Here is a 15,995-nt window from a genome sequence, read left to right on the forward strand (position 1 = left end):
TGCCTCCTATTTAATATCGTTTGGTTCTAAATTTAGCTCTTTTGATTCATCGTATGAGTCATCAATACCTGCAAGATAGCGGGCTAAATTTTTTCTTGTTTCAAAATCGTATTCAATGCTTAAAGCTATTGTTTCCATAATTGGCGAACCACCCCCATGAACTCCAGCTATTTCATACCACGCTGTCATAGGTGATGCCCCAACATCTTCTATAAACTTCCATAACTTTAATGAGTAATCAGCAGTTAGATTTGGATTTCTTACTATGAATTGTTCTAAAAATCCTTTTGTTTCTTCAGCAAAAAAATCTTCTTTAAATGGTAAGGTAACGCTTATACCACCTGCTATTTCCGTTAAAAGATTATATTCATGATAGATAAGTTCTCCTGTTAGTCTCCTGCCTACATTTGCATAAATCGGGTTTGGGAAAAATACACCGGATTTTGTTTTTTCGCCAAATACAGCAGCAGCAATTCCAGCTGCATATGCAAGCTCAGCCGCACCTGCATACTCTGTTAGTTTTTCTTTTACATGAGGTACTTTTTCTATGTTGTTAGCTTGTGCTGCCAAAGAAGCTGCGCCGCATAAGATGTCGGAAACTGCAGGTTTACACCCAGAATAACTATGCCTGTGGGAATCGGCAAAAAGCAACGCAAGCCTTCTGCCAAATTCCCACTCACCACACATAAACACTCTTTCTTTTGGTACGAATGTATTGTCAAATACAATAACAGAATCCGATACACCATATGTACAAAAAGGTGGTGCATTTTTATCATCTTTGTCTCTAAGCCATACGGGTCTTGTTATTAGATGCATATTATCCCAATCTCCAGGCAAGGCAAAAGCTACGGCAAAATCCCTATCGTCTGCTTTAAGTGCACGTGTGGGGATTACTATTATCTCGTCTGCGTAAGCTGCTTGTGTAACAGACATTTTGAAACCGCTAACTATTATTCCATCTTTTTTTTCTTCTACTATATGAACATAATGGTCTTTGTTTTGTTGTTCGTTGGGTCTTTTTAATCTGTCACCTTTTGAGTCCGTTTGGGCACAACAACCAACAAGGTCATTTTCCTGGTAATCCTTTAAATAATTCATAAATCTTTCATGGTAGTTTGTACCTTTTGCTTCATCTATTTCTTTTGTGCAAATAGCTAAAGCATTTATGGCATCATGCCCCATACAGCGCTGAATACAACCACCTACTCTCCTTGCGGCAAGCCTTATTAGCTTTTGTTTTTGCATCAAATCGTATGGGTTTTGAGGCAGATGAGCCCAGCGGTGTACTTCTTTATTTATTAGATTTGAATGAGCCGTTGCTACATTTTTCCATTTTTCATCTTGAGCTAAATCAAATGTCACTCCAAGTACATTAAGTCCAGGTCTGAGCCTGGGGTCATCCCTTGTAACCTTTTTGCCACCTATGTATACATTGGGTTTCATAGAAAATAATTTTTCAAAGTATTGTTCTTTTGTTCTAAGCATTAAAGCCTCCTTTAGATAATTGTTTGGGCGCCATCTATAATAATTTCTGCGCCTGTTAAAAAGCCAGGAGCGCTTGCCAGATAAATAAATGTACTTTCAAGTTCACTTAAGTTTCCAACCCTTTTTACTGGTATGCGCTCTTTTATGTATTCTTTTCCTTTTTGTGTATTAAAAAATGATTTATTTATGTCTGTTAAAAAATATCCGGGACAAACTACATTGACCTGGATATTGTATTTTACAAGTTCTAATGCTAGGACTTTACTAAAGTGTATAACAGCTGCTTTACTTGTGCAGTAACCACTCATGTATGGTGTTGCAAGTTTTCCCAAGATCGAAGCAATGTTAATAATTTTGCCACTATTTTGGGCAACCATTATTTTTGCGACTTGTTGGGATACAAAAAATGTTCCTTTGAAATCTATATTGAATACTTCATCAAATTCAGACTCGCTTAGCTCAATCACAGGTTTTTGAACGCCAGAAATGCCCGCTGCATTGATAAGTATATCGATTCTTCCAAACTCTTCTTTTACTTTGCTTACAGCATTTTTTACACTTTCCAAATCGCTTACATCCATCTTTACTGCAAGACAATTAATACCAAAAATGGATCTTAACTCTTTTGCTTTTTGTAGACACAATTCATAGTTCCTTGCAGCAATTGCTATATTTGCTTTTGCTTTTGCAAGAGCTATGCTTGCAGTGTAGCCAATGCCCCTATAGCCTCCAGTTACTAAAGCGTATTTGCCTTTCAAATCAATCTCGTACATACAGCACCTTCTTTACGATATTCTCTTAATACTGCTTGCAAAGTTGCTTGTAGTAAGAGCCACTTTGCGCATTCACTTTCAAACTTAACACAAGTTTTAAACCCAATAGGCTCGTTTCTTTGTGTATCTTCAATAGCGTTTATACCAGCGCTTATTATAAGCTCATAAATACTTTCCTGTAATTTAGCGAATTTTGTATTAGAGGTATAAATAATGCAGATATTCATACTACTTTCCAATTAAGCGGCTATTAGTAATATAGAGCCAAAAATAATTGTTCCAATAAATAAAGCTAAAGTACAATAGCCCATTATATCTTTTGCACCAAGCCTGGCTATAGCTAGTATAGGTAATGCCCAAAATGGCTGTATCATATTTGCTACCTGTTCGCCGTAAGCTATTCCCATCGCTGTTAAGGCTTGAGAAGAGCCAAGGGTTTGTGCAGCAGGCACCATAATAGGTGCTTGTACTACCCAGTGTCCTCCACCAGATGGTATAAATAAACTAATGATTATGGATGAAATAAATGACCAGAAAGGTAAAGTGTGAGCTGTAGAAAAACTTACAAACCATCCTGCCATAACAGCTGCAAGACCACTGCCAGTTATAAGTCCCATAATGCCACCATATAGAGGATATTGCAAGATTAATGGGCCAGTAACTTTGGCTGCATTATTAAAAGTTTTTACATAAACAATGGGTTTCCAGTGGAGAATAAGTCCAGCTAAAAACATTATGAATATAAATTTATTTATATCTAATTTAAACCCAAATTTAAAAAGATAGATCAAACCAATTAAAAATACTATAACGTTAAGTATCCAGGCATTTTCAAGTTTGGAGGCAAAAGTGTTATCTTTTTTAACTTCTTTTGCTTGTTCTAACTCTTTATCTTGTGCTTCAAGTATTGATTTATCAATTATTTTGAGGTCTTTTTTTGGTTGTGTAAAGTATATTACAAAAGAAAGAATAATTACCGTAATTATAGTAGCTATTAAGTTATACCAGGCAAAAACAGTTTGCGATAAACCAACGATTTCATGTGTATGTTGTTCAATTATATTCATCGGGTTGCCTTTTGATGCAATAACTAATGCAATTGAACTTGATAAGCCTCCTGCCCATACTATAAAACCTATGTAAGCACTAGCAACCAGGTACCCAAAATCTGCTTTTTCCACTCTTTTGGCTATTTCTCTGGCTAATATTGCTCCTGCAATTAACCCTAATCCCCAATTAATAAAAGAAGCTATTGCTGCAATCAAAAATATCATTACTGCAGCATTTGCTTGATCTTTGGGTATGCCAGCTAAAAAAGTTAAAAATTTTTTAATAATTTTTGTTTCAGCTAGGGTATATCCAGTTACTAATATGAGTACCATTTGCAAACCAAATGTTAATATAGCCCACAAACCTTTGTACCAATCCTCAACCATTTTTATAAATGGCGTTGGCGTAAGCAACAATGCCATAACAAAAGACAATAAAGTTAAAACGATAACAAATAAAAATGGATCTGGCATATACTTTTGCATAAGTTTTACAAAAAAGTTTGAAATTTTACCTAACATATAAACCCCCCTTTAAAATTTTGTCCGATATTAACTAAAGCAAAAACTGTTCCTAATTATTTAACTATATGTTTTCATTATATTGTTAATATTTTATAAAAAGTAATTTATAATTTAAAACTTAAAAAATGGCAATATTCTAAATATTTTGAATCAATACTTAGAATTTTATTTTTTATATAGCATAAATTTTGATTTATTTTTGTATAATTTGATTCACTTTTGAATCGATACATTATGTTGTTTTAGTTTTCTTACAATTGTAGGTTGCGATACGCCAAACTTTTTGGCAAGCTCACGCGTATTTTTGCAAGTTGGTAAAAGATTAAGCAAAAGCTCTTTTTCATAGTTTTTTAGTATAAATTTTGGGTTTACATCGTATTGTTGAATATCTTCTATTGAAGTATAGTCTGTTCTGGTTATTATGTTTTTGGTTGTTGTTACAAGAAGTTTTTCAATAACATTTTCTACTTCTCTTACATTACCTTTCCATGGAAGTGACTTAAATAAATCAATTAGCTCGGAATCGAGCTGCTTATTAAAGTTGTATTTACTGTTTATCCTGGAAACTACATAATTAACAAGAGGCTCTATATCATCTTTTCTTTGTCTAAGTGGCGGTATATGTATTGGTATAACGTTCAGTCGATAGTATAGATCCTCTCTAAAAAGTTTATTTGATATCATATCTTTTAAGTTCCTATTGGTTGCAGCAATTATTCTTACATCAACATTAACAATTCTAGGAGAGCCAACTCGCGTGAATTGTCTATCCTGCAAAACCTGCAGTAGTTTTGCCTGGACATTTAAAGGCAATTCTCCAATTTCATCTAAAAATATTGTTCCTTTTTGAGCTGCTTCAAAAAAGCCTTTTTGCCTTTAGGGTTAGCGCCTGTAAAGGCTCCACCTTTATACCCAAAAAGTTCTGTTTCAATTAGATTTTCTGGGATGCTTGCACAATTTACTTTTACGAAAGGATAATTTTTGCGTGGGCTTGCATCGTGAATGAATTTTGCTATAACCTCTTTTCCAACACCAGATTCACCTGTAATTAACACAGTAGAATCAACATTTGCAACCCTTAGTGCAAAGTCTACAATATTTACCATCTGAGAACTAAATGCAATAATCTGATTATTGTTATTTTGTTTGCTGTCATAATCAATGTCACCCATATAGTGTACTTCACTTAAATCATAAACTGTATTTACTACGTATTTCAAATTCCCACTTTGGTCAAAAAAAGGTTTGCCTCTAGCTAAAAGTTTTCTATTTGTTTTTGTAATATAAGAAACCGCAGCAGGTTTTTTTGTTTTTATAACTAGTAGTGTTGCAGATGCTGTAAAGTACTTTTGTTTTACTAACTCTTCAAGTGTTTTCCCAATAAGTTCTTTAGCTTTTATTAAAGACATTTCTTCAAATGCTTTGTTTACGTACAGTGTTTTGCCTTTTTCATCTGTAAAATAAATTCCCACAGATAAATTATCCATTATTATATCTTTTGTTGTGCTATTTAAAATAATATCGATCATTTACTTTAAATTTTTAGATTAAAATTCTATACTGTCAGAATTTCCTACATACAGTTTGCTTTGACTGCCAAATTTTGCACTGCCTCCGACTACATTTATGCCTTTTTTTATCATATGTTCGACAGCAACCACACCTGTACAGTGATTTGCGGCAACTTTTTTTAAACCCCAGCTACCAAGTTTTTCTATTTCTTTAGCTTTTTGATCATTCCAATCTTCCAGTAGCGAGATGTGTAAACCGCCATATAAACCATAAAGGTTATTTCCATAATTGTTTTTTACATATTCCATCATTGCGTTAACGCCTGGATGACAGCAGCCAGTAATTGTAACAAATCCTTTGTCTTTTAGATTGAATACTAAAATTTGCTCATTTTTTACACCCAGGATTATATCCATTTTGTAAACAAAAGAAGAAAGTTCATCGTTTTGAAATCTATCATCAACTTCTATTAGTTTACCTTTAAAATTGCTTTTTTCAATTATATCATAGCCTTTTGCGCTAAAACCAACAGGTATATACAAGTTAAAATCATTTCTAATTTTAGTTATACTGTTTAGACCCCAAAAATGATCCATGTGTTCGTGGCTTATAAAAACATCGTTTAATTTATCTTTTTTTAAAAGCTCAAGAACACCTTCCCTATCAAACACCCAGTCCATATATTTTTCTCTCCAGCCAACATCAAGTAGCGCGTAACCTTTTTGTTCGTTTTTTGTGTATTCTATCAAAGCACTGTAGCCACCTGCATTCTTATAATCCCAGTTAATCAAATATTGGTTTGTATTCATCCCGCCCGCTTTTTTAATATCGCTCATAAGCAAATTTGTATCAAACCAGCTTGTTTCAGATAAGCATGTAACTTTTAAGCTATCTACGCTAAACATAAAAACCCCCTAAAAAAATATATAAGTGCTAGCTAATTTTACTTCCTGGCTTAATGTCACCGTCAACAGTTAATAATTTTAAAGTTTTTCCGTCTTTTGCAGCAAGCAGCATGCCATTTGATTCTACATTCATTAATTTTGCCTTTTGCAAGTTTGCTACCACTATTATTGTTTTTCCAACTAAATCTTGTGGTTCAAAATATTCTTTTATGCCTGCAACTAAAGTTCTTGGTTCTTCTTCGCCAATGTCTATTTTAAGTTTCATTAATTTATTTGATTTTTCAATGGGTTTTGCTTCTAAGATTTTTGCAACCCTCAGGTCTATTTTTTTAAATTCATCTATGCTAATTCGCTCCTGGATTTCTTGAAGTTTTTGCTCATATTCGTACCTTTTAAAAAGCATTTCCTTTTTTCCAATTTTTACAGTATCTGTTTTCCAGTTTAAGAAAAAGTCCATATCTTTAGTATTTATATCGCCGCTAAATCCCAATTGATTGTAGATTTTTTTTGCTGTATCTGGCATGAAAGGCAAAATTGCCCCACTAATAAATTTTATTGCACAAAATATATTAAACAAAACAATATCAAGTTCGTTTTTATCTTTAATTGTCCAGGGCTGTTTGTCTGTAATATATTTGTTTACAAATCTTACAAAGTTCATTATTGACTCAAGTGCTTCGTCAAATCTGAAAATATCAAAAGCAGTTTTTATGTTTTCAAATGTTGATTGGGCTAAATTTTTTATTGTATTATCCACAGTTGCTTCTTTTACAATACCATTGTTGTATTTTTCTATCATTGTAAGAGACCTATTGATTAGATTTCCAAGGTCATTTACAAGATCACTATTTATTTTTTCAATAAATTCTTTTTCGCTAAAATTACCATCCATACCAAACGGAACGGCTTTTAACAGATAATACCTGTATGCATCACGTGGGTATTTTTCTATCATTTCGTTTGGATCTACAACATTGCCAAGGGATTTGCTCATCTTTTTGCCATCAACTGTCCACCACCCATGCGCTACAATATGTTTTGGCAAAGGTAAATCAAGACTCATTAAAAACACAGGCCAATACACAGCGTGAAATTTAAGTATGTCTTTTCCCACAAGATGAACATCGGCAGGCCAGATTTCAAGAAAATTTTCATTTGGGTATCCAATGGCAGTTAAATAGTTAAATAGTGCATCAAACCATACATATATTGTGTGTTTTCTATCAAAAGGTACTTTTATTCCCCAATCTAGATTTATACGCGTAACACTTAAGTCTTTTAGTCCGCTTTTAACAAAACTTACAATTTCATTATAACGAGACTTTGGCAAAACAAAATCCGGGTTTTCTTCATAAAACTTAAGTAGCTTATCTTGATATTTTGATAATCTAAAAAAATAAGATTCTTCTTTGATTAATTCGAGTGGCCTATTGCAATCTGGACATGTATTGTTTGGTCCTGGTTGTGTGTGAAATGTTTCGCATGGTACACAGTAGTAGCCTTCATATTCGTCTTTGTAGATATCTCCATTTTTATAAACTTCTTCAAATATTTGAGCAACGGCTGTTTTATGGTAGTCGTCTGTTGTTCTTATAAATTTTGTATTTGTTATGTCAAGTTTTTTCCATAAATTTTGAAATCTCACCACAACTTCATCTGCTAATTGTTTTGGTGTTTTATTTAGCGCTTTAGCTGTATTTTCAATCTTTTTACCATGTTCGTCTGTACCTGTTAAAAAAAATACATTTTCTTTCATTAACCTGTGAAAACGAGCAATAGTGTCGGCTGCAATTGTAGTATATGAGTGACCAATATGTGGCACATCGTTAACATAATAGATTGGTGTAGTTACATAGTAACTATTCTTCTTCTTCAATAATTTCATCTTCTTCTCCTTTTTCTTCTGCAATCTTTATTATACTTTTTATAGAATTTGCTTTTACCTCTATCATTTTATTTTCTTGATCTTTGATTGTTACAGTATTTTTTAAAGGATTTGCAAGTACAAGTTCACCTTCGCACTCTTCTGTTTTAACAATTGAGCCTTTTGGTGGTAAATTTTTTAGAAAATCTGAATAAATATGCTCTTCATAATACAAACAACACAACAGTCTGCCGCATATACCAGAGATTTTTTTAACACTTATGCTTAAGTTCTGGTCTTTAGCCATTTTTATGGATACTGGCTCAAAGTTTTGCAAAAAACGCTTACAACAAACTATTTGCCCACACAAGCCGATTCCGCCAACAAGTTTAGCTTCATCTCTTACACCAATTTGGCGCATTTCAATGCGTGTTTTAAAATAAGAAGCCAGTTTTTTTACCAAATGCCTGAAATCCACCCTAGTTGGTGATGTAAAGTAAAATATAATTTTGCTATTATCTATTGTATATTCAACATCTACTAGTTTTATATCTAAATTAAGATTTTTCGCTTCTTGAGAACAGTATTTTTTGGCTTTTTGGGCTAAAACAAGATTTTCATTATACCTTTGGTAGTCAGCTTGCGTTGCAACTCTAACTATGCTTTTTAACTTATCGTCTTTTTCATGAGAGATTTTGATAACTCTACCAAGGTTTAAACCTCTTTCCGATTCAGCAATTACAAAATCACCGACTTTTAGATCAAATTTTGAATATTTAAAGGGAATTATACTATTTGAATGTTTAAATACAACATAAGCTACACTCATTTCTTTATCCTCCAAAGCTCAATACACATATTAGCTAAAAATAAATCAATATTCAAATTATAGGTTCTTAAGTCTTTATATTGTCTAATTAGAAAAATTGAATTCTCTGGAAAATCATAAGATAATCTTTTTATAAAACTTTTTATATATTTTAAAAAAAGTGGTTTATTTTGTTTACTTAAATTCTTAATATTTAACAATTCTTTTAAAAAATTACTTTTGTCTTTTTTTTCAAAAAACTCAAATAATTTATCAATATTTTGATCTTCTATATTAAAATTGATAATTTGAGACCTTGAAATAAGAGTATCAATTATGTATTCTGTTTGGTAAAAAATAAAATAATTTAGATTAATCGGTTCTTCTGTAAGTTTTAGTAAAGCGTTTTGTGATTCAATATTTGCTTTTCCAATTAAAAAGGCATATGGTTTTTCGCTAATTTCGTATGATTTTATTTTAATTTGATTTACATCCTGCAGTTTTAAATCTTCAAATTCATACCATGTAGGTACATTTAAACTCTGACAAAAATCTCTTGCATCATCAAGAGTTGCATTTATTAGAGCAAATGTTGTAAATTTAGACAAATATTGTTTCATAACATTTTATAACATTTTTAAAAACATTTTCTAGGCTATCTTGAGCATTAATTGTAAAAAAATTGTATTTTTTTGCAAGATCCAAATAACCTTGTCTAACTTTTTCAAAAAAATCTAAATTTTTATTTTCTATTGCGTCAAGTTTTTTGCTTCTACTTAATGCTATATCTGGACTACAATCTAAATAAAATACAACATCGGGCAAAAAATTGTCTACGACAAATTCGTTAAGTTTAATAACAAAATCAATATCAATCCCACCACCGTAACCTTGATATGCAACCGTTGAATAAAATGATCTGTCACTTACAATAAAGTCAACGTTTTGATTTTTTAGTTTTTCTATGTGAATTGATCTATCAGCCAAAAATAAAAAAAGTAAGGTTTTGTTTGTTTGATTTTGTCTTATTAATGTTTCTATTTCTGTGGTATAAGGTTCTCTTGTATAAAAAACGGTGTAATTTTTACTAGATAGGTATCGGACAAACATTTTAGATACAGTAGTTTTACCACTTCCATCTAGGCCTTCAAATACTATATATTTCATATTAAAATAGTGTTAATTCTTCGTTTTTGCTATTTTTGGGAATAAAGAAGCTTCTACCTAATATTTTTATTGATTCGCTCCAATTTGTTTCATTTGGTTGCAGGTTTTGCAATGGTTCCATTTTTGAATCCATTGTATCAATTAAATGAAGCAATAGTGCTTCTTTTGTTTTTGGAATTTTAGGAGATCCATACTCATATTCACCATGATGAGCCAATATGCAGTGCAAAATTTGAACTTCCTGCTCAAATGGAAGCTTTATCGTTTTTAATTTTTCTTTTACTAAATTGTAGCCAATTACAATGTGACCAATAAGCCTGCCTTCGTTTGTATAGTTAAATGTAGATGCATCTATTTCATAAACTTTTCCAATATCATGTAAAAGTGCCCCACTCACCAATATATCAACATCGATTGGCATATAAAACTTTGATACTTCTTTTGCAATTTTGGCAACTGAAACTGTATGCTCAATCAAACCACCAATATATGCATGATGCATACTTTTGGCAGCTGGAGCCTTTTTAAATTTTGAAAAAAATTCATCTTCGCCAAAAATACTGAGGAGTAATTTTTTAATTGCTTGATTTTGTAGACCATTTATAATCGCAAATAGTTCTTTTGTTAAAATATCAATATCTTTTTTCGTTTTTGGTAGGAATTCATCTTTTAGTTTTTCATCTATATCTACCTTTTGTATATCTTCTATTATAAGTTGCCAGTTATCTTTATAATAATTAGTTTTTGCTTTTAACTTTACAAAGTCACCTTCTTTAAAGTTTTCATGCAAATGGTATAAATTTTTCCAAATCTTTGCTTCTATAATACCACTTTTATCCTTTAATTTTAATCCAATGTATTTATCCCCATTTCTAGCATCAAGAAAATGTTTTTCTAACACCATGAATAATTCACCGTTTATTTCTTGATGCTTTTTTTCTTTAATTTCCTTTATTATTTCAAACAAATACCCCTCCTATTTTTTATAGTCTCTATCGTTAAGCAATACACTTGCTTGTTGGGTTGGCATTATTATCACATCTTCAATGTTTACATGTTGAGGTCTTGTAGCAATAAAATATATAACATCAGCTATATCTTGTGCATAAAGTGGTTTAATATTTTCATACACTTTTTTTGCCTTTTCCTTGTCTCTAAACCTTACTTCGCTGAATTCTGTTTCTACCATTCCAGGATCAACGCTCGAAACTCTTATATTTGTCCTTAAAAGGTCCATTCTTAAACTTTTTGTTAATGATTTTATAGCAGCTTTTGTTGCGCAATATACATTACCGCCAGGGTATGACTCATGCCCTGCTATAGAACCCAAATTTATTATGTGACCAAACCCTTGTTTTTTCATAATAGGTATAATAAGTTTTGTTATATATAAAACGCCTTTAATATTTGTGTCAATCATTTCATTCCAATCATCAATATTTCCTTGATCTAATGGCTCTAAACCGCGGGACAAACCTGCATTATTTACAAGGACATCTATTGGAAAAAAATCCTCAGGTATAGAATCAACAAACTCAAAAATCTCATCTTTCTTTGACATGTCAGTTTTTTTGTAATACACTTTAACTTTATTTTTTTCTATAAGGTTTTTTGTTAATTCTTCTAGTCTATTTATTCTTCTTGCGTTTAATATTAAATTATACCCACCTTTTGCAAAAATTTCTGCACAAGCCTTTCCAATACCACTTGAAGCGCCTGTAATTAAAACACTGCCCATAACACACCTCCTATCTAATTTTTTATTATACTATAGCAAAGTGCTATATTCAAGGATACTTGACAATTTTTGGTATTGCTTTATAATCATTATTGAAAAATCATGAAATGGAGGTAAACATTATGATAAATACAGTCAAAACAGCTCTTTTATTAGGCTTATTGACTGTACTTTTTGTGATAATTGGAAATGCAGTTGGAGGTAAAAGTGGTGCTTTGATAGCCTTTGGCCTGGCTATTTTGATGAATTTTTTCAGTTATTTTTTTTCAGATAAGATTGCGCTTTCTATGTACAATGCTCAAGAAGTTACAGAAAGCGAATATCCTGAGTTATTTAGGATAGTAAGAAGACTTGCTCAAAATGCTGATATTCCGATGCCACGTATATATATAATACCTCAAGATGCACCAAACGCATTTGCAACTGGTAGGAATCCAAAGCATGCTGCAGTTGCTGTAACAGTTGGTGCTCTCAAACTTTTAAATGAGAATGAGCTTATGGGTGTATTAGGGCATGAGCTTGGACATATAAAACACAGGGATATACTTATATCATCGATTGCAGCTACAATCGCTGGTGCTATAATGATCATTGCAGATATGATTAGATGGGCTGCAATGTTTGGAGGACTATCAAGGGATAGAGATTCTGACTCTAACCCGTTTGTTTTGATTGCTCTTGCAATATTTGCACCTTTAGCAGCTACTTTGATTCAGCTTGCTATATCAAGGGCAAGAGAGTACGAAGCTGACAGAGCTGGTGCAGAATTCAGTGGAAACCCGCTTTACCTTGCAAGTGCGTTAGAAAAACTTGATAATTATTCAAAACACATTCCGCTACAAGGAAATCCTGTAACAGAAAATCTTTTTATAGTAAATCCCTTCAGTGTAAAAGGAATTATGAATCTTTTTTCAACCCATCCACCTATTGAAGAAAGAATTGAAAGATTAAGAAGAATGGCTTTGGGTTAAAATAGATAAAATTGTATCAAAAGCATTTTTATAGTTAATCTGTATACTTTTATCTTTAAACTTTGAATTAAAAAATGTTTTTTGTCGTTTTGCGTATTGTTTTGTTTCTTTAATTATGCTTTGTATCATTTCATCTTTGTTTAGTTTACCATTTAGATAAAGTAATGCTTGTCTATAACCGATTGATTGCATGGGTTTTGTTTGAGAAAAGCCCATGCTAATAATATTTTGTGTTTCAATTATTAAATCATTTGCTATATTGATTGTTCTTTTAATAATTCTTTCTTCTAGTTCTACATCTGGTATCTGTAATGAAAATATCAAACAATCTTTAAAAAAGTCTTCTTTTTTTCTTGTATTAAAATATTTTGTTAAATTTGTTTTTGTTTGTAAAAAAACACTCAAAGCTCTATTTATTCTTTGTTTATCGTTTTTATTTATTTTTTGTGCCCATTTTGGATCAATGATTTTTAGCCATTGATACAGGTTAATAAAACTCTCTTGACTTATATCATTAAAAAAATCTTTAATTTTTGCATCAACTTGAGGTATTACATCCAGTGAATTTATTAAAGCATCAAAGTAAAACAATGTACCTCCGCATAAAATTGGGACTTTTTTACGAGATTTTATTTCATTAATTAACTGTTTAGTTTGAATAGCAAATTCTTGTGCACTAAATTCTTCATTTGGTTCTTTAATATCTATTAAATGATGTTTTATATCTTGTAAATAATTCTTTGGTGGTTTTGCAGAACCAATATCAAAGTACTTATAAATTTGTATGGAATCAACTGAAATTATTTCACCTTCTAAAGTTTTTGCAAGTTTATATGCTAACTCTGACTTTCCAGTTGCTGTTTGACCCAAAATTACTATAGTTTTCATTGCTCTTATGTTACCAAAAATTGCAAGATTTTCAATATATTGTCAATAATTTTTACCAATAAAAATTATTGCTATAAAGTAAATTGTTAATTAAATGATAGAGTCCATATTAATACATTTTTTTATCTCACTTATTATTTTAAAATATTTAAGTAAAAATTATTTGACAAATTAAATTTTATTTGATATATTTCTTACAAATAATTAATTTATTTGTAAGGAGGTCTTAGTATGGCACAAGACTCTGTACAGGTAGGTGGTGGTAGATGGCTTTATGTTATACTTGGTTTAATTGTCAATATTATGCTAGGAGCTATTTACTCTTTTAGTTTGTTTAGAGTACCTCTTGAAAAGCTTTGGCATATTTCAGCAACTGAAAGCGGTTACCCATTTATGTTGTTTTTAGCAGTTTTTGCTGTAGCTATGCCTATTGGTGGTAACCTAATGCAAAAATGGGGACCAAGAAACACCATGATTTTAGGCAGTATACTTGTAGGAATTGGTTGGATACTGGCAGGATTGTCCACAGGTATTGGCATGCTTTCCTTAATTTATGGTGTTATTGGAGGATTTGGTGTAGGTTTAGTTTATGGTTGTCCAATTGCTGTTGCAGCCAAGTGGTTTCCAGATAAAGGTGGCTTGGCAATAGGATTGACTGTTGGCGGTTTTGGTCTTTCTGCTTTAGTTATGGCTCCAATTATTAAAACACTAATAGCTTCGGTGGGACCACTAAATACTTTTATGTATTTAGGTGTGGTATTTTTAATAATCAATATTTTGCTGTCACTCCCTTTTAAATTTCCTCCTGCTGATTTTAAAGTTGCCTCTGCTTCTACACCACAAGCTCAAGCCGCAACAGCAGCAAAAGATTACGATAGACCAGAAGCTATGAAACAACCAACATTTTGGATTTTGTGGTTTTTATATATAATAGGCGCAATGGCTGGACTTATGGCAATTGGCATTGCAGCACCCGTTGGAAAAGAGCTTAAACTATCAACAGGTTTAGCAGCTACAGCACTACAGGTATTTGCATTATTTAATTTTGCTGGAAGACCAACATTTGGATGGCTTACAGACAAACTAAAGCCAAAAAATGCTGCAGTTTTATCTTTTATAGTTATTGCTTTAGCTACAGGATTATTATATACTTCAAAAAGCATTGGAATGTACTTTGTGGCATTCTCCCTGCTATGGTTTACTTTAGGCGGATGGCTTGCTATTGCACCTACTGCTACCAAGACATTTTTTGGAACAAAATACTATGGTAAAAATTATGGTGTTATATTTACAGCATATGGTATAGCAGCAATATTGGGAACGCTTTTATCTGGTAAAATTAAAGATATAACAGGATCATACTATTCAGTTTTTCCAATAGTAATGATAATAGCAATCGTAGGTATCATAGTCTCATTGGCCTTAAGACCTCCCAAGTCTTAAACATTAGAGGGGATTTCAGCCCCTCTAATTTAATAATTGGCATTTTTATTATAATTTGTTAAAATTTAAGTAGAAAATTAATAGGGGGTTTGTATGTTGCGTAAGTTGTTTTTATTTCTAGTTTCCTTTGCATTTGTTTTTTCTTTTGGCTTGGCAAATCTGGCACAAGCTGAGCAGGTCGTAAAGGTTGGGGTAGATACTACTTTCCCACCATTTGAGATGGAAGAGCATGGTAAGGTTGTTGGTTTTGATGTGGATTTAGTGAACGCCATTGCAAAAGCAGAAGGATTTAAAGTAGAATGGCACACAATGGATTTTCAGGGTTTAATTCCAGCTTTGCAAACTGGCACAATCCAGATGGCAGTAGCTGGTATGACAATTACTCCACAGAGGGCGCAAGTTGTGTATTTTTCAAAACCTTATTATCATTCTGGACAATCAATATTGGTAAAAAAAGGTAGCCCTATCAAAGATTTGGCTGATTTAAAAGGTAAAACTGTAGCTACAAAACTGGGTACAACAGCTGATATAATGCTATCAAAAATGAAAGATATTAAAGTAGAGCGCTTTACAAATATTGATGATGCTTACAATCAATTGCAAAACGGTGGTGCTCAGGCAGTTGTATTTGATAACCCAGTTAATATTAACTATGCAAAAACTCATAAAAATGTACATACAGTTGGAAAATTATTGACAGGTGAAGATTACGGTATAGCTGTTAGCAAGCAACACCCAAAATTACTTGAAAAGGTTAATGCTGGACTTGAAAAAATTATTAAAAATGGCGTTTATTTAAAATTATATAGAAAATACTTTGGAGATGATAACGCAGGTTTAATAACACAATAGATTAAAAAAGCC

General features: G+C 32.0%; 17 protein-coding genes. 3 read left to right on the plus strand and 14 right to left on the minus strand.

Going from position 1 to position 15,995, the window contains the following annotated elements; genetic code table 11:
- Positions 1-6: 6 nt before the first annotated feature.
- From BLQ93_RS03850 to BLQ93_RS03910, 13 genes are all read right to left on the minus strand, one after another.
- Positions 7-1,488 carry a 4-hydroxyphenylacetate 3-hydroxylase N-terminal domain-containing protein gene (locus BLQ93_RS03850; protein ID WP_092128287.1) on the minus strand — a complete coding sequence of 494 codons (1,482 nt, stop codon included), beginning with the start codon at positions 1,486-1,488 and terminating at the stop codon, positions 7-9.
- A gap of 11 nt (positions 1,489-1,499) precedes the next feature.
- Entirely contained in the window at positions 1,500-2,261 is a 762-nt protein-coding gene (locus BLQ93_RS03855; RefSeq protein WP_092128289.1) for an SDR family NAD(P)-dependent oxidoreductase, read from the minus strand.
- Positions 2,243-2,488 carry a hypothetical protein gene (locus tag BLQ93_RS03860; RefSeq protein WP_143338677.1) on the minus strand — a complete coding sequence of 82 codons (246 nt, stop codon included), beginning with the start codon at positions 2,486-2,488 and terminating at the stop codon, positions 2,243-2,245. The genes BLQ93_RS03855 and BLQ93_RS03860 overlap by 19 nt, the downstream gene beginning before the upstream one ends.
- Positions 2,489-2,500: 12 nt before the next feature.
- Positions 2,501-3,832, minus strand: coding sequence for a short-chain fatty acid transporter (locus tag BLQ93_RS03865; protein WP_092128293.1), 1,332 nt, complete (start codon positions 3,830-3,832; stop codon positions 2,501-2,503).
- 216 nt (positions 3,833-4,048) lie between these two features.
- Positions 4,049-4,648, minus strand: coding sequence for a sigma 54-interacting transcriptional regulator (locus tag BLQ93_RS03870; protein ID WP_159427483.1), 600 nt, complete (start codon positions 4,646-4,648; stop codon positions 4,049-4,051).
- 14 nt (positions 4,649-4,662) lie between these two features.
- The gene (locus BLQ93_RS03875; protein WP_092128297.1) at positions 4,663-5,364 is read right to left on the minus strand and encodes a sigma 54-interacting transcriptional regulator; all 702 of its coding nucleotides are present in this window, start codon (positions 5,362-5,364) and stop codon (positions 4,663-4,665) included.
- Between the two features lie 18 nt (positions 5,365-5,382).
- Positions 5,383-6,252, minus strand: a complete 870-nt coding sequence (locus tag BLQ93_RS03880; RefSeq protein ID WP_092128299.1) for an MBL fold metallo-hydrolase — start codon at positions 6,250-6,252, stop codon at positions 5,383-5,385.
- 28 nt (positions 6,253-6,280) lie between these two features.
- Complete coding sequence (metG, locus tag BLQ93_RS03885) at positions 6,281-8,137, minus strand: methionine--tRNA ligase (protein ID WP_092128301.1); 1,857 nt, start codon at positions 8,135-8,137, stop codon at positions 6,281-6,283.
- Positions 8,112-8,945 (minus strand): PSP1 domain-containing protein, encoded by an 834-nt coding sequence (locus BLQ93_RS03890; RefSeq protein ID WP_092128303.1) that lies wholly within the window; start codon positions 8,943-8,945, stop codon positions 8,112-8,114. The genes metG and BLQ93_RS03890 overlap by 26 nt, the downstream gene beginning before the upstream one ends.
- Positions 8,942-9,544 carry a hypothetical protein gene (locus tag BLQ93_RS03895; protein ID WP_092128305.1) on the minus strand — a complete coding sequence of 201 codons (603 nt, stop codon included), beginning with the start codon at positions 9,542-9,544 and terminating at the stop codon, positions 8,942-8,944. Before BLQ93_RS03895 ends, BLQ93_RS03890 begins: the two co-directional genes overlap by 4 nt.
- Complete coding sequence (gene tmk, locus BLQ93_RS03900; protein ID WP_025391862.1) at positions 9,525-10,091, minus strand: dTMP kinase; 567 nt, start codon at positions 10,089-10,091, stop codon at positions 9,525-9,527. The genes BLQ93_RS03895 and tmk overlap by 20 nt, the downstream gene beginning before the upstream one ends.
- Before the next feature lies 1 nt (position 10,092).
- Positions 10,093-11,058 (minus strand): 3'-5' exoribonuclease YhaM family protein, encoded by a 966-nt coding sequence (locus BLQ93_RS03905; RefSeq protein WP_092128307.1) that lies wholly within the window; start codon positions 11,056-11,058, stop codon positions 10,093-10,095.
- A gap of 9 nt (positions 11,059-11,067) precedes the next feature.
- Positions 11,068-11,829 carry an SDR family NAD(P)-dependent oxidoreductase gene (locus BLQ93_RS03910; protein ID WP_025391864.1) on the minus strand — a complete coding sequence of 254 codons (762 nt, stop codon included), beginning with the start codon at positions 11,827-11,829 and terminating at the stop codon, positions 11,068-11,070.
- Positions 11,830-11,951: 122 nt separating this feature from the next.
- Here BLQ93_RS03910 and htpX point away from each other — a divergent pair, with 122 nt between their 5' ends.
- The gene (gene htpX, locus BLQ93_RS03915; protein WP_025391865.1) at positions 11,952-12,800 is read left to right on the plus strand and encodes a zinc metalloprotease HtpX; all 849 of its coding nucleotides are present in this window, start codon (positions 11,952-11,954) and stop codon (positions 12,798-12,800) included.
- On the opposite strand, the gene miaA is transcribed toward htpX, so the two are convergent.
- Complete coding sequence (miaA, locus tag BLQ93_RS03920) at positions 12,777-13,688, minus strand: tRNA (adenosine(37)-N6)-dimethylallyltransferase MiaA (protein ID WP_025391866.1); 912 nt, start codon at positions 13,686-13,688, stop codon at positions 12,777-12,779. The genes htpX and miaA overlap by 24 nt on opposite strands.
- Positions 13,689-13,919: 231 nt before the next feature.
- On the opposite strand from miaA, the gene BLQ93_RS03925 reads away from it, so the two are divergent.
- Together BLQ93_RS03925 and BLQ93_RS03930 are read left to right on the plus strand one after the other, a co-directional pair.
- The gene (locus BLQ93_RS03925) at positions 13,920-15,131 is read left to right on the plus strand and encodes an L-lactate MFS transporter (RefSeq protein ID WP_092128309.1); all 1,212 of its coding nucleotides are present in this window, start codon (positions 13,920-13,922) and stop codon (positions 15,129-15,131) included.
- A 93-nt stretch (positions 15,132-15,224) separates the two neighbouring features.
- A complete protein-coding gene (locus BLQ93_RS03930; RefSeq protein ID WP_092128311.1) occupies positions 15,225-15,983 on the plus strand; it encodes a basic amino acid ABC transporter substrate-binding protein in 759 nt (252 codons plus the stop codon).
- The last annotated feature ends 12 nt before the right edge of the window (positions 15,984-15,995 follow it).

Source organism: Desulfurella multipotens (genome assembly GCF_900101285.1).
Lineage (GTDB): Bacteria > Campylobacterota_A > Desulfurellia > Desulfurellales > Desulfurellaceae > Desulfurella > Desulfurella acetivorans.